The sequence below is a fragment of the Cupriavidus oxalaticus genome (assembly GCF_004768545.1).
Classification (GTDB): domain Bacteria; phylum Pseudomonadota; class Gammaproteobacteria; order Burkholderiales; family Burkholderiaceae; genus Cupriavidus; species Cupriavidus oxalaticus_A.
On the sequence record NZ_CP038635.1, the window covers coordinates 2,947,856 to 2,969,364 of the forward strand.

Sequence of the window (21,509 nt, forward strand, 5' to 3'; positions counted from 1 at the left end):
TGCCTTAAGGTAAAATCGCGCCCCATGAATCTGGCACTCTTTGACCTCGACCACACCCTGATCCCGACCGACAGCGACCACGAATGGGGCCGCTTCCTGGTCCGCCTGGGCATCGTCGACGAGGAAATTTACCGGCAGAAGAACGACGAGTTCTACAACCACTACAAGGCGGGCACGCTGGACATCCAGGCGTTCCTGCGCTTTGCGCTGGGGCCGCTGGCGGCCAACCCGCGCGACAAGCTCGACGCCATGCGCGCGCAGTTCATGCACGAGGTGATCGACCCGGTGATCACGCCGCAGGCGCGCGCGCTGGTCTACAAGCACATCGAGGCCGGCGACCTGTGCGCGGTGGTGACCGCCACCAACAGCTTCGTCACGGCGCCGATCGCCGCCGCCTTCGGCATCAAGCACCTGATCGCGACCGAGCCCGCCACCGTCGACGGCAAGCCGGAAAGCCAGTTCACCGGCGATGTCTTCGGCGTGCCGAGTTTCCGCGAAGGCAAGATCACCCGCGTCGAAGCCTGGCTCAAGGCCCAGGGCGCGACCTGGGACAACTTCGAGACCACCACCTTCTACAGCGACTCGGCCAACGACCTGCCCCTGCTGGAAAAAGTCTCCGAGCCGATCGCCACCAATCCGGACGATCGCCTGCGCCACCACGCCGCCGCGGCCGGCTGGCGCATCATGGATCTGTTCTGACGTGATCAAGAAGCTCATTACCAGGCTGCTGGGCAAGCCCGGCCCCAAGCAGCGCCGCACCGGCCGCGCCCATACGCCGCGCATCGTCAACGTGGACGAGCACCAGATCGACCCCACGCTGTTGTCGCGCAATGCCGTCAAGGTCACTTCGACGCTGCAGCAGGCCGGCTACCAGGCCTATATCGTCGGCGGCGCCGTGCGCGACCTGCTGCTCGGCATCAAGCCCAAGGATTTCGACGTCGCCACCAATGCCACGCCCGAGCAGGTGCAGTCGCTGTTCCGCCGCTCGCGCATCATCGGCCGCCGCTTCCAGATCGTGCACGTGACCTTCTACGGCGGGCGCGAGCAGGAAATCATCGAGGTCTCGACCTTCCGTGCGCTGGTCGACGCCATCGCCAGCGAGACCCTGCCCGAAGGCCGCCGCCTGAAGCGCGCCGAGCTCGACAGCAAGACCCATGCGATCGACGCCTCGGGCCGCGTTCTGCGCGACAACGTGTGGGGCTCGCAGGCCGAAGACGCGGAACGCCGCGACTTCACCATCAACGCGATGTACTACGACCCGGCCGCGCAGACCGTGCATGACTACCATCACGGCATGGAAGACATCCGCGCCCGCACGCTGCGCATGATCGGCGACCCGGCCACGCGCTACCGCGAAGACCCGGTGCGGATGCTGCGCGTGGTGCGCTTTGCTGCCAAGACCGGCTTCGATATCGACGAGGCCACGCGCCATCCGGTCGCCAGCCTGGCCGAGCTGATCCACAACGTGCCCAGCGCACGCGTGTTCGACGAGATGCTCAAGCTGCTGATGTCCGGCCACGCCTGGGCCTCGCTGCAGGAGCTGCGCAAGGCGGGCCTGCACAAGGGCCTGCTGCCGCTGCTGGACGTGGCGCTGGAGCAGCCCATGGGCCAGCGCTTCGTGCAGCTGGCGCTGGATAACACCGACCGCCGCGTGCAGGCCGGCAAGCCGGTGTCGCCGGGCTTCCTGTTTGCCGCGCTGCTGTGGCACCACGTGCTGCAGCGCTGGAACCAGTTGCGCGACGAAGGCGAGCACGCCATCGCCGCGCTCAACAGCGCCATGGATTCGGTGCTCGAAAAGCAGACCGGCCAGCTGGCGATCCAGCGCCGTTTCGTCACCGACATGCGCGATATCTGGGGCATGCAGCCGCGCTTCGAGAAGCGCGTCGGCCGCATGCCGTTCCGCCTGCTGGAGTCGCCGCGCTTCCGTGCCGGCTACGATTTCCTGCAGCTGCGCTGCCAGTCCGGCGAGCTGCCGGAAGAGCTGGCCGCCTGGTGGCAGGACTTCCAGAACGCCGAGCCACATGAGCGCGAAGACCTGATCGACGCCGTGCGCGGCGCGCGGGGCCAGGGTGGCGGCCAGGGCGGAGCCCAGGGTGCGGAAGGCGAAGGCCCGGCGCGCAAGAAGCGCCGCCGACGCAGTCCGCGGAAATCGGATAAAGTTTCTTCCCGGAGCGACTCGGACGCGGGCCAGGCAGCACATGCCGGCCCCGGCCAGCCGGAGGAAACGTAAATGACTCTCGCCTTCATCGGCATCGGCGCAAATCTGGGCGATGCCCGCCAGGCCATCAAGGACGCCATCGTGTGCCTGGCCCAGCAGGTCGGCATCACGGTGCTGGCGCGTTCCTCGCTCTATCGCACCGCGCCAGTCGATGCCGGCGGCGACGACTACTACAACGCGGTGGTCAAGGTGCAGACCTCGTTCACCGCGTCGCAGCTCCTGCGCATCTGCCACCACATCGAGGACCAGTTCGGGCGCGAGCGCCCGTTCCGCAACGCGCCGCGCACGCTCGACCTGGATCTCCTTGTGTTCGGCAACGAACAATACGACGACGAGCACCTGACCGTGCCGCATCCGCGCGTGACCGAGCGCGCCTTCACGCTGGTGCCGCTGGTGGAGCTGGACGCCGAACTGTCGATCCCCGGGCGCGGCCGCGCCGCCGACTTCCTGGCCGGCGTGACGTCCCAGCGCATCGAGAAAGTCTCCACCTGCAAGTGCCTGCGCCTGCAGGCCGAAGGCAGGGCCGGCAGCAACGGCTGAGGCTCCCGGGTCATCCGCGCAAAGCGCCATGCTCGACCACCTGCGCCGCATCGTCGTCGAAGGCCCCGTCGGATCGGGCAAGACCTCGCTGGCCCAGCGCCTGGCGCACACGCTGCAGGCGCACGAGCTGCCTGACTGCGCGCGCCGCAGCCCCTTCCTGGAACCGTTCTACCGCGATCCCGCGCGCCACGCGCTGGCAATGCAGCTGTGGTGCCTGACGCAGCGCGCCGTGCAGCTGCAGCAATGGCAGGCCGCGCTGCTGGCCGGCCAGCGCATGGTCAGCAATTTCCTGATGGCCAGGGACCGCCTGCACGCGGCCCTGACGCTGGCGCCTGACGAACTGGCGCTGTACGACGCCATTACCGCGCGTTTCAGCCTGCCGCCGCAGCGGGTCGACCTGGTCATCGTGCTGCAGGCCACGCCGTCGCTGCTGCGCGAGCGCATCGTGCGCCGCGGCGAGCCGGGCGAGGCCGGCATCGACGAACACTATCTGCAGCGGCTGGCCGACGCCTACGGCGAACTGTTCCACCGCTACGACGAGGCCCCGGTACTGGTCGTCGATACCGCCCACTTCAATCCGGTGGACAACGATGACGATTTCCGTACACTACTGTCGCGCATTGAAATCATGCGCGGCCGCAAGGCCTTTCTCAATCTCGCTGCGCCCTGACAGGCCCCGCCTGCCAGCCACAACACAATAACGACGGCAGCCGTTGCCCTGCGTGGTATCGCGGGTGGTTTAGCGGCACAACCCGCCGTCACCTTCGGGCACTGCCATGAGTTACCTCCTCGACCCCTCCCGCAAGACCATCACGATCCCCAAATTGCAGGCGATGCGCGACGCCGGCGAGAAAATCGCCATGCTGACCGCGTACGACTCCAGCTTCGCGGCGCTGCTCGACTACTGCGGCGTCGAGATGATCCTGGTCGGCGATTCGCTGGGCAACGTGATGCAGGGCCAGCAGACCACGCTGCCGGTGACGCTGGAACACATGGCCTACCACTCCGAATGCGTGGCGCGCGGCAACCAGACCGCCATGCTGGTGACCGACCTGCCATTCGGCACCTACCCAACGCCGGAAACCGCGTTTGCCAGCGCCGTCACGCTGATGAAGGCCGGCGCGCAGATGGTCAAGCTCGAAGGCGGCGACTGGCTCGCGCCTATCGTCAAATTCCTGGTCGAGCGCAGCATCCCGGTGTGCGCGCATATCGGCCTGACGCCGCAGTCGGTGCATGCGCTGGGCGGCTTCAAGGTGCAGGGCAAGACCGACGCGGGCGCCGCGCAGCTCAAGCGCGACGCGCTGGCGCTGCAGGAAGCGGGCGCGCAGGTGGTGCTGATGGAAGCGGTGCCGGCCAAGCTCGCCGGCGAGATCACGCAGCTGCTGAAGGTGCCGACCATCGGCATCGGCGCCGGCGCCGACTGCACCGGCCAGGTGCTGGTGCTGCAGGACATGATCAACGTCTACCCCGGCCGCAAGGCAAAGTTCGTGCGCAACTTCATGGAAGGCCAGACCTCGCTCGAAGGCGCCGTGCGTGCCTACGTGGCCGCGGTCAAGGACGGCAGCTTCCCCGCTCCCGAGCACACCTTCTCCGCCTGACCCGGTGGAGATCGCTGCCGCCACCGCCGCCGCATTCCGCCTGCTCGGCAGCGGCGACGCGGGGCTGTGGTTCATCGTCTGGACCTCGCTGGCCATCGCGGTGCTGGGACTGGCGCTCGCCACCGTGCCCGCCATCGCCGCCGCCTGGCTGATCGCCACGCGGCAGTTCCCGGGGCGGCGCGCGGTGGTGGTGGTGGTGCAGGCTTTTCTCTCGTTTCCGACCGTGCTGGTCGGGCTGATCCTTTATCTCTTGCTGACGCGCCAGGGGCCGCTGGGCAGCCTGCACCTGCTGTTCACGCCGTCGGGCATGGTGCTGGGGCAGGCGGTGATCGGCTTCCCGGTGGTGCTGGCGTTTGCGCTGTCGACGCTGCAGGGTGCCGATGTACGCCTGCGCGAAACCGCGTGGGTGCTGGGCGCCGGGCGCTGGCGCACCTTCTTTACCGTGCTGCGCGAGCTGCGCTTCGGGCTGATGGCGGCGGTGGTGGCGGGCTTCGGGCGCGTGATCGCCGAGGTCGGTTCGGCGCTGATGATCGGCGGCAATATCGAAGGCTCGACCCGCACCATCACCACCGCGATCGCGCTGGAAACCAGCAAGGGCGAATTCGCGCAGGGCATCGCGCTGGGCATCGTGCTGGTGGCGCTGGCGCTGCTGGTCAATATCGGCATGGCGTGGCTGCAGGGCGCAGGAGGGTTCCGGCGATGACAGCGGCATCCCAACCACCGGCCTCCCCGTTGCTGACCGTGCGCGGGCTGGCCCGCACCATCGGCCTGCGCCGCCTGTTTGCCATCGACACGCTGTTGATCCCGCGCGCCACCGCGATCGTGCTGACCGGCATGAATGGCGCCGGCAAGACCACGCTGCTGCGCATGCTGGCCGGGCTGGAACGCGCGCCCGGCGCCACCGTGCAATGGACCGATGCCAACGGCCAGACCCATGGCGCGCCGCTCGATCCGCTGCCGCTGGCGGTGCGCCAGCGCATTGCCTATCTGCACCAGCACCCCTACCTGTTCCGCACTTCGGTGCGCGCGAACATCGCCTACGGCCTGCATGCGCGCCGCCTGCCGCACGACGAGATCGCGCGGCGCGTGGGCGAGGCGCTGGGCTGGGCCGGCGTGTCACACCTGCAGGACACCGCGCCCGAATACCTGTCGGGCGGCGAGATCCAGCGCGTGGCGCTGGCGCGCGCCAAGGTGCTGGAGCCGGAGCTGTTGTTGCTCGACGAACCGACCTCGAGTCTCGACGGCCATGCACGCGAACAGGTGATTGCGTTGGTGCGCGACCTCGCCACCGAAGGCCGCACCGTGATCATGGTGTGCCACGACCGCGAGCTGATCAACCTGCCGGGCGTGGTGCGCTGGAAGCTGGGCGACGGCGTGCTGGACACGCATCACCCGTAGCGCCTAGATGAGCGTTGCCGGCATTGCGCCGCGCAGTGCACTGACTACCACGACGGCGTCGGCACGCGCCAGCATGGCACGAGTGATGACGCCCTCCTCTACCGTTTCACCGGGCGCGCCAAGTGCCGCGCCGCCTTGCTCCAGCACGACCGCGCGCATCACCCCGGGCAGGATGTCGGCCGACAGCGGCGGCGTCAGCCAGCGGCCATCGATGCGGACGAAGACCGAACTGCGCCCGCCTTCCAGCAACTCGCCACGGGTATTGAAGAACAGGCGGTCGAAGCCGCCGGCGCGCTCCGCGGCTTGCCAGCCGGCGTCGTAGACGGCGCGGGCGCTGGTCTTGTGGCGGCGCAACGGATCGACGTCGGGCAATGTTTCGGGCGCCAGGTCGACCGTGACGGGCACCGGCAACGGCACAACCGCGCCGCTGGAGAAGGACAGCGTGCCCGCCTTGTCCAGCGCCATGCGCAGGCGCCAGGTACCGGCGCCAAGTTGCCCGGCCTGCGTCACCGCCGCTGCCCGTGCAGCGTCGGCATCGAAGGCAAACCCGAACGCACGCGCCGAATTTCCGAGGCGCGCAAGGTGGCGGTCCGCGTGCAGGCATTCACCGTCCTGCACGCGCATGGTCTCGAACAGCGTGAAGCCGGGATCGAGCCGCGTCAGGAAGCGCGCCTTCCAGCCGCATTCCGCGAATTCCTCGGCGGCCACGCTGTCGTGGACGATGCCGCCGCCGACGCCCATCTCGCCGGAACGCAGCCCGCTGGCCGCTGGCGGCGCCAGCACCAGGGTGCGGATTGCCACGGACAGCGCAAACGGGCCCATGGCGGCACCGGCTTGCGGGGCATCGATCCAGCCGATCGCGCCGGTGTAGAGGCCGCGCGGCGTGCCTTCCAGCGCGGCGATGATCTCCATGGTGCGGCGCTTGGGCGCGCCGGTGATCGAGCCACATGGGAACAGCGCCGCCATCAGCGCGCCGAAGCCGGTCCCTGGACGCGCCGTGGCGGTGACCGTCGAGGTCATCTGCAGTACCGCGCCGAACGGCTGCACGGCAAAGCGCTCGGGCACCGCCACGCTGCCCGGCTGCGCGATCCGGCCCAGGTCGTTGCGCAGCAGGTCGACGATCATCACGTTCTCGGCGCGGTTCTTGGCATCGGCGGCGAGCGCGGCCGCGGCCTGCGCGTCGCGCTGCGCATCGCCCGAACGCGGCGCGGTGCCCTTCATCGGGCGCGTCAGCAGGTGGCCGCCGCCGTCGTGGCGCACGAACAGCTCCGGCGACAGCGACAGCACCCAGGCGTCGCCCGGCAGCCGTGCCAGCGTGCCGTAGGGCACCGGCTGCGCAGCGCGCAGCGCGGCGTACAGCGCCAGCGGATCGCCGAAGGCATGGAAGCGCAGGCGCTGGGTGTAGTTGACCTGGTAGGTGTCGCCGGCCTCGATCCACTGGTGGATGCGGGCGATGGCGTCGTCGAAGGCTTCGCGCGGAGTATCGGAGGCGACGTCCATCAGGCCGGCAGGCGCAGGTGTGGCGTTACCCTGGAGCCATTCAGTCACGGCCGCGCCGTCGAGGTGGCGCAGCTCGCGGAACCAGAGCAGGCGCAGCGCACCGTCATGGCACGGCATCGTCCCGCCGGTGTGGACCGGGGCGTCGACCAGCGCGCCGCCGAACTCGTAAGGGGCGAACAGCGTGGCGTGCCAGCCTTGTCGCCAACCTTCGGCGAGCATCGCGTCGAGCCGGGCGGTATCGCTGCCAGCGGGCAGTACGTCTTCGTGGAGGAAGCTGGTGTAGAGACGCGATGCGGCCTGTGGCACCGGGGCAGTGGCGTCATCGAGAAGGACGAAGACCTCTCCTTGGGCTGAGGGCGTGCTCCCCTCTCCCGCTTGCGGGAGAGGGGCCAGGGGTAAGAGCGGGGGCTGGATGCTGGCTACCACGGGAAATCGTCAGGGAAAACTGGACTGCCGGCACGGCCGGCATGAAGTACTAGGATGCATTATCGCGCGCGACGGGGTGGTGGGCGATGGAGGCGCCTGCCCTCTCCCCCGGCCCCTCTCCCGCAGGCGGGAGAGGGGAGAAAACCGGCGGCTTTTTGAGGGACAGCGCCGCACCAAAAACAAAACCGGCCACGCTCTCACGTGGCCGGTCTCATACCGCCAGGCCGGATCAGCTGAAGAAACTCTTCACCTTATCCAGCCATGATTGCTCCTGCGGGCTATGCCGCGAACCGCCCTCGTGCACCGAGCGGTCAAACTGGCGCAGCAGTTCCTTCTGCGACTCGGTCAGCTTGACCGGCGTCTCCACGTTCACATGCACGTAGAGATCGCCCGGATAGCCCGAGCGCACGCCCTTGATGCCCTTGCCGCGCAGGCGGAAGGTCTTGCCCGATTGCGTCGCCTCGGGCACCGGGAAGGTGGCCTTGCCGTTCAGCGTCGGCACTTCCAGGTCGCCGCCCAGCGCCGCGGTGGCAAAGGAGATCGGCATCTGGCAATGCAGGTCGTCGCCGTCGCGCTCGAACACCGCGTGCTGCTTGATGTGGACTTCCACGTACAGGTCGCCCGGCGGCCCGCCGTTGATGCCCGGCTCGCCGTTGCCCGACGAGCGGATGCGCATGCCTTCGTCGATGCCCGCCGGGATCTTCACTTCCAGCGTCTTCTGCGACTTCAGCTTGCCCTGGCCGTGGCACTTGGTGCACGGCTTGGGAATGAATTTGCCGCTGCCGTGGCACTTCGGGCAGGTCTGCTGCATGGTGAAGAAGCCCTGCGACACGCGCACCTGGCCGGCGCCGTGGCAGGTCGGGCAGGTCTCGACGCTGGAGCCCGGCTCCGCGCCCTTGCCGTGGCAGTGGTCGCAGTCGTCCCAGTGCGGCACGCGGATCTGCGCCTCGTGGCCGTGCGCGGCCTGCTCCAGGCTGATCTCCATGCTGTAGCGCAGGTCGGCGCCGCGATAGGCCTGCGGGCCGCCGCCGCCGCGGCGACCACCCTGCTGCTGGCCGAAGATATCGCCGAAGATGTCGCCGAAGGCTTCGGCGAAACCGCCGTAGCCCTGCGCGCCGCCGAAGCCGCCGGCCATGTTGGGGTCGACGCCGGCGTGGCCGTACTGGTCATAGGCCGCTTTCTTCTCCGAGTCGGAAAGCATCTCGTAGGCCTCTTTGACCTCCTTGAATTTTTCCTCGGCGACCTTGCCGTCCTTGCCCTCCGGATTGCGGTCCGGGTGGTACTTCATCGCGAGCTTGCGATAAGCCTTCTTGATTTCGTCGTCGCTCGCGTTCTTGCCTACCCCGAGCACTTCGTAATAGTCACGTTTTGCCATGGTGGCTCAAACCTTTTTGGCCGGCACGCGCATGCGGCGCTCCACCGGCGAATAGCAAAAAAGCCGAGCGAGGCATCCGACGGCGGTTTCCCGCTGGGTCCGATGGCCGCGCCCGGCGTCGGGGCGGGAGCGGTGCCGGCCAGTGCCTGCACCGCCGCCCGCGTGTCCCGATTACTTCTTGTCGTTGACTTCCTTGAATTCGGCGTCCACAACGTTGTCGTCCTGCGGCTGGGCCTGCTGCTGCGCGCCGGCACCTGCCGCACCCGCTGCGCCCTGCTCGCCGGCCTTGGCCTGCATGTCGGCGTAGACCTTCTCGCCCAGCTTCTGGCTGACTTCCGACAGCGCGTTGACCTTGGCATCGATCTCGGCCTTGTCGCCGCCGCGGGCGGCGTCTTCCAGTTCCTTGATCGCGGCTTCGATCTTTTCCTTCTCGCCGGCTTCCAGCTTGTCGCCGTATTCGGTGACGGCCTTCCTGGTCGAGTGGATCAGCGCGTCGGCCTGGTTGCGGGCATCAGCCAGCTCGCGGGCCTTCTTGTCTTCCTCGGCGTTGGCCTCGGCGTCCTTGACCATGCGCTGGATCTCGTCTTCCGACAGGCCCGAGTTCGCCTTGATGGTGATCCGGTTTTCCTTGCCGGTGGCCTTGTCCTTGGCGCCCACGTGCAGAATGCCGTTGGCGTCGATGTCGAACGAGACTTCGATCTGCGGCGTGCCGCGCGCTGCGGGCGGAATGCCTTCCAGGTTGAACTCGCCCAGCAGCTTGTTGCCCGAGGCCATTTCACGCTCGCCCTGGAACACCTTGATGGTCACGGCCGGCTGGTTGTCGTCGGCGGTCGAGAACACCTGCGCATGCTTGGTCGGGATGGTGGTGTTCTTGGTGATCATCTTGGTCATCACGCCACCCAGGGTCTCGATCCCCAGCGACAGCGGCGTCACGTCCAGCAGCAGCACGTCTTTGCGGTCGCCCGACAGCACCGAGCCCTGGATCGCGGCACCGACGGCCACGGCTTCATCCGGGTTCACGTCCTTGCGCGCTTCCTTGCCGAAGAACTCCTTGACCTGCTCCTGCACCTTGGGCATGCGGGTCATGCCGCCGACCAGGATCACGTCGTCGATGTCGCTGACCTTGACGCCGGCGTCCTTGATCGCGGTGCGGCACGGCTCGATGGTGCGGGTGATCAGCTCTTCGACCAGCGACTCCAGCTTGGCGCGGGTGATCTTCAGGTTCAGGTGCTTCGGACCCGAGGCATCGGCCGTGATGTACGGCAGGTTGATCTCGGTCTGCTGCGAGCTCGACAGTTCGATCTTGGCCTTTTCCGCGGCTTCCTTCAGGCGCTGCAGCGCGAGCACGTCCTTGGACAGGTCGACGCCCTGGTCCTTCTTGAACTCGGCGATGATGTAGTCGATGATGCGCTGGTCGAAGTCTTCGCCGCCCAGGAAGGTGTCGCCGTTGGTCGACAGCACTTCGAACTGCTTCTCGCCGTCAACGTCCGCGATCTCGATGATCGAGATGTCGAAGGTACCGCCGCCGAGGTCATACACGGCGATCTTGCGGTCGCCCTTCTCGTTCTTGTCCAGGCCGAAAGCCAGTGCGGCCGCGGTCGGCTCGTTGATGATGCGCTTGACGTCCAGGCCGGCGATGCGGCCGGCGTCCTTGGTCGCCTGGCGCTGCGAGTCGTTGAAGTACGCCGGCACCGTGATCACGGCTTCGGTCACCGGCTCGCCGAGGTAGTCCTCGGCCGTCTTCTTCATCTTGCGCAGGACTTCGGCCGACACCTGCGGCGGCGCCAGCTTCTGGTCGCGCACCGACACCCATGCGTCGCCGTTGTCGGCCTTGACGATGGAGTACGGCATCAGGCCGATGTCCTTCTGGACTTCCTTCTCTTCGAACTTGCGGCCGATCAGGCGCTTGACCGCGTACAGCGTGTTACGCGGGTTGGTCACGGCCTGCCGCTTGGCGGGCGCGCCGACCAGGATCTCGCCGTCTTCCATGTAGGCGATGATCGACGGGGTGGTGCGAGCACCTTCCGAGTTTTCGATGACCTTGGGGGTATTGCCCTCCATGATCGCCACACAGCTATTGGTGGTACCGAGGTCGATACCGATGATCTTACCCATTATTCTCTCCTCTTGAGCCATCGCCATCCGCGCGGCTGCAATTCAACCTGAGGCCGAAATGTGGCCGCCCGGGGTCTTTTCAAGGGCAGAAACGGCAAATCCGAGTAAATTTCTCGGATTTTGCGTTTCCTCAACGGCATTTGCGGCCGGGGCTTGAGCCCAAGCCCTCGGCCGGCGACAAAAAAATGCCGCCGACTTAACTTGCCGCCTGGCTTCCTGCCTGGCTTGCTGCGTAATTGGCCGCGACTCAGCCTCCCTGCCGGTCGCGCTGCCACAGCACGTCGGAGCCGCCGCCGGCCCGGTTCAGCACCCGCGCCAGCACGAACATCAGGTCAGACAGCCGGTTCAGGTATTGGCGCGGCGCCTCGTTCAGCGGCTCGGCCGCGCCCAGCGCCACCAGCGCGCGCTCGGCGCGCCGGCACACGGTGCGGCACACGTGGGCCTGGGCCGCGGCGCGGCTGCCGCCGGGCAGGATGAATTCGGCCAGCCGCGGCAGGTTGGCGTTGTAGTCCGCCAGCCAGGTGTCGAGCTGCGCCACCTGCTCGGGCTTGAGCAGGGTGTAGCCGGGGATGGAAAGCTCGCCGCCCAGGTCGAACAGGTCATGCTGGATATGCAGCAGCGCGGCGCGCACGTCGTCGGGAAGCGTCTCGGTCAGCAGCACGCCGACGTGGCAGTTCAGTTCGTCGACGTCGCCGATGGCGGCGATGCGCAGGCTGTCCTTGCCGGTGCGGGTGCCGTCGCCCAGGCCGGTGGTGCCGGCATCGCCGGTGCGGGTGGCAATCTTGGACAGGCGGTTGCCCATGCCGGTCTCCTCTTGGCTGGTAAGCGTGTGGGGGGGAAATGGGGCATTATCGCGCCGGAGCGCAGGGATGCGCCATGCGCGCGAGGGGCTGCCCCCGCTTCCGCCCGCTTGTGCGGCTATCGGCCAGCCCGGCGCCGGCCAAGGGTGCATGAGCCGCCGCGCGGCGTAGAATGCCGTTATTCGTCCATTCGCCAACCGGGTCGCGCCCCGCCTGCCTTTCCGGACCACAAAACCGGAACGCCACCGCCGGCAACCTCGCCGCGCCGACCCGCCGGAGACCCGCATGAACCACCCCACGCCGCCCGCCGCGCTCGAACGCCGCCCCCTGCCGCCCGCCTTCAGCGAAGCCCTCGCGGCGCGCTTCGGCGAGCGCTTCACCACCTCGGCGGGCGTGCGCGAGCACCATGGGCGCGATGAATCGCCGTTCCCGCCGGCCGCGCCGGATGCGGTCGTGTTCGCCCACAGCACCGACGAAGTCGCCGAGGTGGCGCGCCTGTGCAACCACCACGGCGTGCCGCTCATTCCCTACGGCGCCGGCTCGTCGCTGGAAGGGCACCTGCTGGCCGTCGCCGGCGGCGTCAGCCTCGACCTGTCGCAGATGAACCGCGTGCTGGCGGTGCAGCCCGAGGACCTGACCGTGACCGTGCAGCCCGGTGTCACGCGCAAGCAGCTGAACCAGGAAATCAAGGACACCGGCCTGTTCTTCCCGATCGACCCGGGCGCGGACGCGTCGCTGGGCGGCATGTGCGCGACGCGCGCCTCCGGGACCAACGCGGTGCGCTACGGCACCATGCGCGAGAACGTGCTGGCGCTGACCGTGGTAACCGCCGATGGCCGCGTGATCCGCACCGGCACGCACGCGCGCAAGTCGTCGGCCGGCTATGACCTGACCCGCCTCTTCATCGGCAGCGAAGGCACGCTCGGCATCATCACGGAGGTCACGGTGCGGCTCTACCCGCAGCCGGAGGCGATCTCGGCCGCGGTGTGCGCCTTCCCCAGCATGGGCAGCGCGGTGCAGGCCGTGATCCAGACCATTCAGCTTGGCGTGCCGGTGGCGCGTGTTGAATTCGTCGATGCGCTGGCGATCCGCGCCATCAACCGCCACGACAACCTGACGCTGCCGGAGACGCCGCACCTGTTCTTCGAATTCCACGGCACCGAGGCCGGCGTGCGCGAGCAGGCCGAGACCGTGCAGCAGATCACCGCCGAGCACGGCGGCCAGGGCTTCGAGTGGGCCACGCGCCCCGAGGACCGCAGCCGGCTGTGGAACGCGCGCCATACCGCGTACTTTGCGATGCTGCAGCTCAAGCCCGGCTGCAAGTCGGTCACCACCGACGTGTGCGTGCCGATCTCGCGCCTGGCCGAGTGCGTGACCGAAACCGAAAAGGACCTCAACGCCTCCGCCCTGCCCTGCCCGATCGTCGGCCACGTCGGCGACGGCAATTTCCACGTGGCGATCCTGGTCGACCCGGACAAGCCGGAGGAAATGGCCGAGGCCGAGGCCATCAACCAGCGCATCGTCGAACGCGCGCTGGCGATGGGCGGCACCTGCACCGGCGAGCACGGCGTGGGGCTGCACAAGCAGCGCTTCCTGGTGAAGGAGCACGGCGAGGATGCGCTCGACCTGATGCGCGTGATCAAGGACGCGCTCGATCCCAACCATATCCTCAACCCGGGCAAGATCTTCAGTGCCACGCGCGGCGGCGCGCACTGAACCGGCCGGCATGGCTTCCATGTTCAACCGCGTCCCGCCGCTGCACCTGCTGATCGCCTTCGAGGCCGCCGCGCGCCTGGGCAGCTTCGCGCGCGCGGCCGAGGAGCTGTCGGTCACGCCCAGCGCCGTATCGCACCGCATCAAGAACCTCGAGGAGCTGTGGGGCGAAGACCTGTTCGTGCGCGCCAACGCCGCGCTGCGGCTGACCGCGGCCGGCACGCGCTACCTGCGTAACGTGCAGGACGCGCTCAAGTCGCTGAACGAGCTGGCGCGGCCCGAGTACAACAAGCTGCGCACGCGGCTGCGCGTGGCGATCCCGCCGACGTTCGGGCGCCAGCACCTGGTGCCGCGGCTGCCCGAGTTCGGCGCGCTGTACCCGCATATCGACCTGGAACTGCACCTGGCGATCCCGTTCCTCGACGTCAAGGCCGAGGACACCGACGTCGAGATCCGCTACGGCACCGGCCGCTACCCCGACCTGAAGACCACGAAATTGCTGGTCGAACCGGTGTTCCCGGCATGCGGGCGCGAATACTACGAGCGCGTCAACGGCCGCGCCATCACCAAACCCGAGCACCTTCATGGCCTGGTGCTTTTGCGCAGCCCGCTGGAGCCGTGGAAGCCGTGGTTCGAGACCGCCGGACTGGACTGGCCCGAGCCGCAGACCGGGCCGCAGTTCAACGACATCGGCCTGATGCTGGAAGCGATCGCATCCAACCAGGGCGTGGCGCTGGTGCGCCAGCGCATGGCGCGGCACTGGCTGTCGCTGGGGCAGATGGTGCGGCTGCTCGATATCGAGTCGGTATCGCCGCACGGCTATTACATCGTCGAGCGCGAGCAGGCGCCGCTGAAGCCCGAGGCACGCTATTTCGTCGACTGGCTGCTAAGCCTGGACTGGTAGGAGACCGCACGTATGCAGAACCTGGAGATCCGGCTGCTGACCCCCGCCGATGCCGAAGCCTTCCATGCGCTGCGCCTGCAGGGCCTGGCCGAGGCGCCGGAAGCCTTTGCCGCCAGCCTGGAAGAAGAACGGGACCTGTCGCCGGAAGTGGTGGCGCAGCGCCTCGCGCCGAGCGCCGACAAGGCCGTATACGGCGCCTTCGACGGCACCGCACTGGCCGGCGTGGTCGGCATCATGCGCGAGCCGCGCCGCAAGCACTGGCACAAGGCATCGATCTTCGGTATGTATGTGGCGCCGGGCTGGCGCGACAGGAAGCTCGGGCGCGCGCTGATGGAGCGCGTGCTGGAGCAGGCCGCCGCCATGGAAGGCGTGCGCCAGGTGATCCTGTGCGTCAATGCCGGCAGCGCCGGTGCGGTGCGGCTGTACGAATCGCTTGGCTTCGAGCGTTTCGGCCTGGAGCCCGACGCGCTGTATGTCGCGCCGCACTTCTACGACAAGCTCGACATGGTGCTGCGGCTGCCGGCCCCGGCACGCTGAGGCGGGGGCGCCGCATTTCCTGCACTCGCCGGCCGGTGCTACGCTGAAACCGGGGCCGGTGCCTGCCTGGCCATGATGAGCATTTTTGATCGGCTTGCCATGCGGAATTCACGTGCCTGGTGGTGCCCGCGGCATGAGGGCTGCGCTATAGTCAGCCGTCCCGTCAGCCGTCCCCACGGCGGGCCGCCCGCCGGCCCGACCAGAGTCCAGGAGTCGCCATGAATGCCCCGCACGAAGCCCGCACCCTCGCCACCGAAGGCACCGCAGGCGCGCAGGCCACCGCCGAAGGCCGCCGTAATGCGCTGCTAGCCGGCCTGGCGCAGATCCTGCCGGACGCCGCGCTGCTGTCCAGGCCGGAGGACACCGTGCCCTACGAGTGCGACGGCCTCGCCGCGTACCGCCAGGTGCCGATGGCCGTGGCCCTGCCCGACACCGAGGAACAGGTCTGCGCAATCCTCCGCCTGTGCCACAAGCTGGGCGTGCCGGTGGTGCCGCGCGGCGCCGGCACCAGCCTGTCCGGCGGCGCCATGCCGATCGCCGAGGGCCTGGTGCTGTCGCTGGCCAAGTTCAAGCGCATCCTGTCGGTCGACCCGTATTCGCGCACCGCGGTGGTCCAGCCCGGCGTGCGCAACCTGGCCATCTCCGATGCCGCCGCGCCCCACAACCTCTACTACGCGCCCGATCCCTCCTCGCAGATCGCCTGCACCATAGGCGGCAACGTCAGCGAGAACTCCGGCGGCGTGCATTGCCTGAAGTACGGCCTGACCGTGCACAACGTGCTGCGCGTGCGCGCCGTGACCATGGAAGGCGAGGTGGTGGTGTTCGGTTCGGATGCGCCCGATTCGCCCGGCCTGGACCTGCTGGCCGCGGTGATCGGCTCCGAAGGCATGCTGGCCGTGGTCACCGAGGTGACCGTGCGCCTGATCCCCAAGCCGCAGCTGGCGCAAGTCATCATGGCGTGCTTCGACGACGTCGAGAAAGGCGGCAATGCGGTGGCCGACGTGATCGCCGCCGGCATCATCCCGGCCGGGCTGGAGATGATGGACAAGCCCGCCACCGCCGCGGTGGAAGAGTTCGTGCACGCGGGCTATGACCTCGATGCCGCCGCCATCCTGCTGTGCGAATCCGATGGCACGCCCGAGGAAGTGGCGGAAGAGATCGAGCGCATGAGCGCGGTGCTGAAGGCGTCGGGCTGCACCCGCATCGTGGTCTCGCAGAACGAAGCCGAGCGCCTGCGCTTCTGGAGCGGGCGCAAGAATGCCTTCCCCGCCGCGGGCCGCATTTCGCCGGACTATTACTGCATGGACGGCACCATCCCGCGCAAGCACATCGGCACGCTGCTGCGCCGCATCGAAGAGATGGAGCGCAAGTACGGCCTGCGCTGCATCAACGTGTTCCATGCCGGCGACGGCAACATGCACCCGCTGATCCTGTTCGATGGCTCGGACCAGGACGAATGGCACCGTGCCGAGCTGTTCGGCGCCGACATCCTGGAAGCGTGCGTCGAGCTCGGCGGCACCGTCACCGGCGAGCATGGCGTGGGCGTGGAGAAGCTCAACTCGATGTGCGTGCAGTTCTCGCCCAGCGAGCGCGAGGCGTTCTTCGGCGTCAAGGCAGCCTTCGACCCGGCCCGCCTGCTGAACCCCGACAAGGCCATCCCCACGCTGGCGCGCTGCGCGGAATACGGCAAGATGCACGTCAGGAAGGGACTGCTGCCGCATCCGGACCTGCCGCGCTTCTGAAGCCCGCGCCATGGCCAACGAACGCCGACGCCAGTACCAGGAAGCGGTGGTCCGCCAGCGCCTGGGCCAGCCCGAGACCGGCTGGCGCCAGCGCTGGTACACCATCATCTTCGAGGCCGACACGCGCGAAGGGCGCATCTTCGACGTCGCGCTGCTGATCGCGATCGTCGCCAGCGTAATGGTGGTGATGCTCGACAGCCTGCCCGCCGTCCATGACCGGCTCGGCACGCTGTTCACCGTGCTGGAGTGGGGCTTCACGCTGATCTTCACGGCCGAGTACGTGATGCGCATCCTCGTGGTGCGCAGGCCATGGCGCTATGTCTTCAGCTTCTACGGCATCATCGACTTCATTTCGATCATGCCGACGTGGCTCGCGTTCTTCGTGCCGGAACTGCACTTCCTGATCGACGTGCGCCTGCTGCGGCTGTTGCGCGTTTTCCGGATCCTCAAGCTGACGGTGTATTTCGAGGAAGCGGAGATCCTGTACAACGCGCTGATCAACAGCCGGCGCAAGATCTTCGTGTTCCTGGGCACGGTGTTCATCATCACCGTGATCCTGGGCACGGTGATGTATGTGGTCGAAGGTCCCGAGCACGGTTTCCACAGCATTCCGCTCGCCATGTACTGGGCGGTGGTCACGCTCACCACCACCGGCTTCGGCGACATGGTGCCGAAGACGCCGCTGGGCCAGTTCATCACCTCGCTGACGATCCTGCTGGGCTACGGCATCATCGCCTTCCCCACCGGCATCGTCGGCGCCGAGCTGGCCGCAAGCATCCTGAAGAAGCCGCTGACCACGCGCACCTGCACCCATTGCCTGACCGAGGGCCACGAGCCCGACGCGATGTACTGCAAGCACTGCGGCAGCGCGCTGCCGGATTACCAGAACGACAGGCCTGAAGTCCCCGGCGGCCGCGACGGCAAGCCCGGATCCTGAGCCGCGACGGAAACAATCTCCTCCTCATCAGCCACGCACCACCCACGCATATGCAAGCCACCCTCGACGCCTTCCGCGACGCCGTCAGGCAAGCCACCGAAACCCGCACGCCGCTGCGGCTGCGCGGTGGCGGCAGCAAGGACTTCTACGGCCAGGCACCTGAAGGCCAGGTGCTGGACACGCGCGCCTACGCCGGCATCGTCGACTACGACCCGGCCGAGCTGGTGATCACGGCGCGCTGCGGCACGCCGCTGGCGGAAGTCGAAGCCGCGCTGGCCGGGAAGCGCCAGGTGCTGGCCTTCGAGCCGCCCCACTTCGCGCTGCCCGGCCAGGCCAGCGCGGCCACGCTGGGCGGCGCGGTGGCCGCCGGCTTGTCAGGCCCGCGCCGGCAGTCGGTCGGCGCGCTGCGCGACTTTGTGCTGGGGGCGCAGCTGATGGACGGCAAGGGCGAGGTGATGAACTTCGGCGGCCAGGTGATGAAGAACGTGGCCGGCTACGATGTCTCGCGGCTGCTGGCGGGCTCGCTGGGCACGCTCGGGCTGGTGCTGGAAGTGTCGCTCAAGGTGCTGCCCGCGCCGTTCGACGAAGCCACGCTGCGCTTCGAGCTGGCGCAGGCCGATGCGATCCGGCAGCTGAACCAGTGGGGCGGCCAGCCGCTGCCGCTGGCCGCGTCAGCCTGGCATGACGGCGTGCTGCACGTGCGCCTGGCAGGCGCCACCGCGGCGGTGCGCGCCGCATGCGCACGACTGGGTGGCGAGCGTGTCGATGCCGCCGTGGCCACCGCGCTGTGGCAATCGCTGCGCGAGCAGACCCATGCCTTCTTCGCGCCGGCGCACGCGGGCCGCGCGCTGTGGCGCCTGGCGGTGCCGCCGGTCGCCGCGCCGCTGGACCTGCCGGGCCAGCAACTGGTGGAATGGGGCGGCGGCCAGCGCTGGTGGCTGCCCGCCGATGGCGCCACCAGGACCGATGCCGAAAGCGTGCGCGCCGTGGCCCAGGCCGCCGGCGGCCATGCCACGCTGTTCCGCAACGGCGACAAGTCGGTGGGCGTGTTCACGCCGCTGGCCTCGCCGCTGGCGGCAATCCACCGCCGCCTGAAGGCGACCTTCGACCCGGCCGGCATCTTCAATCCGCAGCGCATGTATCCCGGACTCTGATCCGGACCACCCAAGCGTTCCCACGCCCAGGCAAAGACCTCCCCACACCATGCAAACGACCCTGGCCGATTTTCTCCGCAACACGCCCGAAGGCGAGGAAGCCAAATCCATCGTCGGCAAATGCGTGCATTGCGGCTTCTGCACCGCCACGTGCCCGACGTATCAACTGCTCGGCGACGAACTCGACGGGCCGCGCGGGCGCATCTACCTGATGAAGCAGGTGCTGGAAGGCAATGCCATCACCGAAAGCACGCGCCTGCACCTGGACCGCTGCCTGACCTGCCGCAACTGCGAGTCGACCTGCCCGTCGGGCGTGCGCTACGGGCGCCTGGTCGACATCGGCCGCAAGGTGGTCGACGACAAGCTCGAAGCCGAAGGCATCCAGCGCCCCGCCGGCCAGCGCATGGCGCGCTGGGTGCTGCGCGAGGGGCTGACGCGCCCGAAGCTGTTCAGCACCGCGCTGCGGCTTGGCCAGATGGTGCGGCCGATGCTGCCGGGCGCGCTGCGCAACAAGGTGCCGGCGCTGTCGCAAGCCGCCGAAGCCGGCACCTGGCCCCGCAATGTCCACGCACGCAAGATGTTGTTGCTCGACGGTTGCGTGCAGCCGGCGATGTCGCCCAACATCAATGCCGCGACCGCGCGCGTGTTCGACCGTGTCGGCGTGCAACTGGTGGTGGCGCGCGAGGCGGGCTGCTGCGGGGCAATCCGTTTCCACACCGGCGACCACGACGGCGGCCTCGACAATATGCGCCGCAATATCGATGCGTGGTGGCCGCATATCGAAGCCGGCGCCGAGGCTATCGTGATGACCGCCTCCGGCTGCGGCGCGATGGTCAAGGACTACGGGCATTTGCTGCGCAACGATCCAAAGTACGCGGAGCGCGCGCGACGCGTTTCCGCATTGACGCGCGACTTGTCCGAGATCCTGCCGGACTTTGCCGACGACCTGCACGCCCTGGCCGGCGCGGTGCCGCGCGACAGCCGGCGCGTCGCTTACCACCCGCCCTGCACGCTGCAGCACGGCCAGCAGATCCGCGGCAAGGTGGAGGCACTCTTGACCGACCTCGGCGTGGAGGTCAAACTCTGCGCTGACAGCCACCTGTGCTGCGGCTCGGCGGGCACGTATTCAGTGCTGCAGCCGGAACTGGCCTACCGCCTGCGCGACGACAAGCTCGGCAAACTGCAGGCCACGCAGCCCGAAGCCATCGTGTCAGCCAATATCGGCTGCATCACGCACCTGCAAAGCGGTACCGATACGCCGGTGATGCACTGGGTCGAACTGGTCGACCGGATGCTGGGATAACATCCCCCGGCCGGAGCAAGGCCGTGGTTGTCTCCCCTCTCCCGCTTGCGGGAGAGGGGCGAAATGCGCAACCACGACCGCCCCCATGCTCCAGACCTTTGCCATCCTGCTGGTTTTCCAATCCGTCGGGGAGGTGATCAGCTACGCGCTGCGCCTTCCCGTACCCGGCCCCGTGCTCGGCATGATCCTGCTGTTCGGCTGGCTCGTCTTCGACGACCGCCTGTTGCCCATCATCCAGGGCACCACCAGCGAACTGCTCAAGCACCTGTCGCTGCTGTTCGTCCCCGCCGGCGTCGGCATCATGGTGCACGCCAACCGCATCGAAGGCGAATGGATGCCGATCCTGGTGGCGCTGGTGATTTCCACCTGGCTCGCCATCGCCACCACCGCGGTAGTCACGCGCATGCTGATGCGCAAGCGCACCGGCGCGCCCAACGCCGGTGCGGAGGGAGAGCAGGCATGATGACGCCACGCCTCAACGAGATCTGGGTCTACCTGGCCGCGAGCCCGCTGGTCGGGCTGACCGCCACGCTGCTCGCCTACGTCTTTGCCTTCCGCATCTACGAGAAGTCGCGGTTCTCGCCGCTGGCCAACCCGGTGATGATCGCGGTGGCGCTGCTGGTCACGGTGCTGACCGTCACCGGCACGCCGTACAAGACCTACTTCGACGGCGCGCAGTTCGTGCACTTCCTGCTCGGGCCGGCCACCGTGGCACTGGCGGTGCCGCTGTACATGCAGCTGCCCAAGCTGCGCACCCATGTGTTCCCGCTGCTGGCCGGCCTGGTGGCCGGCTCGGTGGTCGCGGTGGTATCGGCGGTCGGCATCGCCTGGCTGCTGGGTGCCTCGCCCGAGACCGTGCGCTCGCTGGCGCCAAAATCCGTGACCATCCCGATTGCGATGGGCGTGGCTGAGAAGATCGGCGGCCTGCCGTCGCTGACCGCGGTGCTGGTGATGGCAACCGGCATCATCGGCGCGGTCAGCGCCACCAGCCTGCTGAACCTGCTGCGCATCCGCGACTACAGCGTGCGCGGCTTTGCCACCGGCGTGGCTGCGCATGGCATCGGCACCGCGCGCGCGTTCCAGGTGAACCAGGAAGCCGGCGCCTTCGCCGCGCTCGGCATGGGGCTGAACGGCGTGCTGACCGCGATCCTGGTGCCGGTGATGGCGGCGTGGATGCCACACTGACAGCCTCCTGACAGCACGCTGTCAGCAGCCCCCGCGCATGATGCGAGCTCCTCACTCCCCATCA

The 21,509-nt window shown here is 68.2% G+C and carries 20 protein-coding genes; 16 read left to right on the top strand and 4 right to left on the bottom strand.

Annotation, left to right across the window (positions count from 1 at the left end; all coding sequences use genetic code 11):
- Window positions 1–24: 24 nt before the first annotated feature.
- From E0W60_RS24470 to E0W60_RS24500, 7 genes are all read left to right on the top strand, one after another.
- A complete protein-coding gene (locus E0W60_RS24470) occupies window positions 25–699 on the top strand; it encodes an HAD family hydrolase (protein ID WP_133092254.1) in 675 nt (224 codons plus the stop codon).
- Between the two features lies 1 nt (window position 700).
- Window positions 701–2,230: a polynucleotide adenylyltransferase PcnB gene (pcnB, locus tag E0W60_RS24475; RefSeq protein ID WP_135705887.1), complete on the top strand. Its 1,530-nt coding sequence runs from the start codon at window positions 701–703 to the stop codon at window positions 2,228–2,230.
- Window positions 2,231–2,758, top strand: coding sequence for a 2-amino-4-hydroxy-6-hydroxymethyldihydropteridine diphosphokinase (gene folK / locus E0W60_RS24480; RefSeq protein ID WP_133092256.1), 528 nt, complete (start codon window positions 2,231–2,233; stop codon window positions 2,756–2,758).
- Window positions 2,759–2,786: 28 nt separating this feature from the next.
- A complete protein-coding gene (locus tag E0W60_RS24485; protein WP_135705888.1) occupies window positions 2,787–3,428 on the top strand; it encodes a deoxynucleoside kinase in 642 nt (213 codons plus the stop codon).
- A 106-nt stretch (window positions 3,429–3,534) separates the two neighbouring features.
- Window positions 3,535–4,356 (top strand): 3-methyl-2-oxobutanoate hydroxymethyltransferase, encoded by an 822-nt coding sequence (gene panB / locus E0W60_RS24490; RefSeq protein ID WP_135705889.1) that lies wholly within the window; start codon window positions 3,535–3,537, stop codon window positions 4,354–4,356.
- A 4-nt stretch (window positions 4,357–4,360) separates the two neighbouring features.
- Complete coding sequence (locus E0W60_RS24495; RefSeq protein WP_133092259.1) at window positions 4,361–5,059, top strand: ABC transporter permease; 699 nt, start codon at window positions 4,361–4,363, stop codon at window positions 5,057–5,059.
- Window positions 5,056–5,754, top strand: coding sequence for an ATP-binding cassette domain-containing protein (locus E0W60_RS24500; protein ID WP_133092260.1), 699 nt, complete (start codon window positions 5,056–5,058; stop codon window positions 5,752–5,754). Before E0W60_RS24495 ends, E0W60_RS24500 begins: the two co-directional genes overlap by 4 nt.
- A gap of 3 nt (window positions 5,755–5,757) precedes the next feature.
- Here E0W60_RS24500 and E0W60_RS24505 read toward each other — a convergent pair whose 3' ends face one another.
- The 4 genes from E0W60_RS24505 to E0W60_RS24520 form a co-directional block, all read right to left on the bottom strand.
- Window positions 5,758–7,680: a chorismate-binding protein gene (locus E0W60_RS24505; RefSeq protein WP_135705890.1), complete on the bottom strand. Its 1,923-nt coding sequence runs from the start codon at window positions 7,678–7,680 to the stop codon at window positions 5,758–5,760.
- A 229-nt stretch (window positions 7,681–7,909) separates the two neighbouring features.
- Entirely contained in the window at window positions 7,910–9,055 is a 1,146-nt protein-coding gene (gene dnaJ / locus E0W60_RS24510) for a molecular chaperone DnaJ (protein ID WP_135705891.1), read from the bottom strand.
- 171 nt (window positions 9,056–9,226) lie between these two features.
- Window positions 9,227–11,170 (bottom strand): molecular chaperone DnaK, encoded by a 1,944-nt coding sequence (dnaK, locus tag E0W60_RS24515; protein ID WP_133092263.1) that lies wholly within the window; start codon window positions 11,168–11,170, stop codon window positions 9,227–9,229.
- A 247-nt stretch (window positions 11,171–11,417) separates the two neighbouring features.
- Window positions 11,418–11,972 carry a cob(I)yrinic acid a,c-diamide adenosyltransferase gene (locus E0W60_RS24520; RefSeq protein ID WP_135705892.1) on the bottom strand — a complete coding sequence of 185 codons (555 nt, stop codon included), beginning with the start codon at window positions 11,970–11,972 and terminating at the stop codon, window positions 11,418–11,420.
- Between the two features lie 283 nt (window positions 11,973–12,255).
- Between E0W60_RS24520 and E0W60_RS24525 the strand changes: the two genes are divergently transcribed.
- The 9 genes from E0W60_RS24525 (at window position 12,256) to E0W60_RS24565 (ending at window position 21,445) form a co-directional block, all read left to right on the top strand.
- Window positions 12,256–13,686: an FAD-binding oxidoreductase gene (locus E0W60_RS24525; protein ID WP_133092265.1), complete on the top strand. Its 1,431-nt coding sequence runs from the start codon at window positions 12,256–12,258 to the stop codon at window positions 13,684–13,686.
- Between the two features lie 10 nt (window positions 13,687–13,696).
- Window positions 13,697–14,587 carry a LysR substrate-binding domain-containing protein gene (locus E0W60_RS24530; RefSeq protein WP_022536516.1) on the top strand — a complete coding sequence of 297 codons (891 nt, stop codon included), beginning with the start codon at window positions 13,697–13,699 and terminating at the stop codon, window positions 14,585–14,587.
- A 21-nt stretch (window positions 14,588–14,608) separates the two neighbouring features.
- The gene (locus tag E0W60_RS24535) at window positions 14,609–15,124 is read left to right on the top strand and encodes a GNAT family N-acetyltransferase (RefSeq protein ID WP_135706305.1); all 516 of its coding nucleotides are present in this window, start codon (window positions 14,609–14,611) and stop codon (window positions 15,122–15,124) included.
- A 218-nt stretch (window positions 15,125–15,342) separates the two neighbouring features.
- Window positions 15,343–16,866 carry an FAD-linked oxidase C-terminal domain-containing protein gene (locus E0W60_RS24540; protein WP_135705893.1) on the top strand — a complete coding sequence of 508 codons (1,524 nt, stop codon included), beginning with the start codon at window positions 15,343–15,345 and terminating at the stop codon, window positions 16,864–16,866.
- A gap of 10 nt (window positions 16,867–16,876) precedes the next feature.
- On the top strand, window positions 16,877–17,803 hold the full coding sequence (locus tag E0W60_RS24545; RefSeq protein ID WP_135705894.1) for an ion transporter: 927 nt from the start codon (window positions 16,877–16,879) through the stop codon (window positions 17,801–17,803).
- A gap of 50 nt (window positions 17,804–17,853) precedes the next feature.
- Window positions 17,854–18,957, top strand: a complete 1,104-nt coding sequence (gene glcE / locus E0W60_RS24550; RefSeq protein WP_133092270.1) for a glycolate oxidase subunit GlcE — start codon at window positions 17,854–17,856, stop codon at window positions 18,955–18,957.
- 49 nt (window positions 18,958–19,006) lie between these two features.
- Window positions 19,007–20,260, top strand: coding sequence for a glycolate oxidase subunit GlcF (gene glcF, locus E0W60_RS24555; protein WP_135705895.1), 1,254 nt, complete (start codon window positions 19,007–19,009; stop codon window positions 20,258–20,260).
- 85 nt (window positions 20,261–20,345) lie between these two features.
- Window positions 20,346–20,723: a CidA/LrgA family protein gene (locus E0W60_RS24560; RefSeq protein WP_133092272.1), complete on the top strand. Its 378-nt coding sequence runs from the start codon at window positions 20,346–20,348 to the stop codon at window positions 20,721–20,723.
- The gene (locus E0W60_RS24565) at window positions 20,720–21,445 is read left to right on the top strand and encodes an LrgB family protein (RefSeq protein WP_116318081.1); all 726 of its coding nucleotides are present in this window, start codon (window positions 20,720–20,722) and stop codon (window positions 21,443–21,445) included. Before E0W60_RS24560 ends, E0W60_RS24565 begins: the two co-directional genes overlap by 4 nt.
- Window positions 21,446–21,509 lie beyond the last annotated feature (64 nt).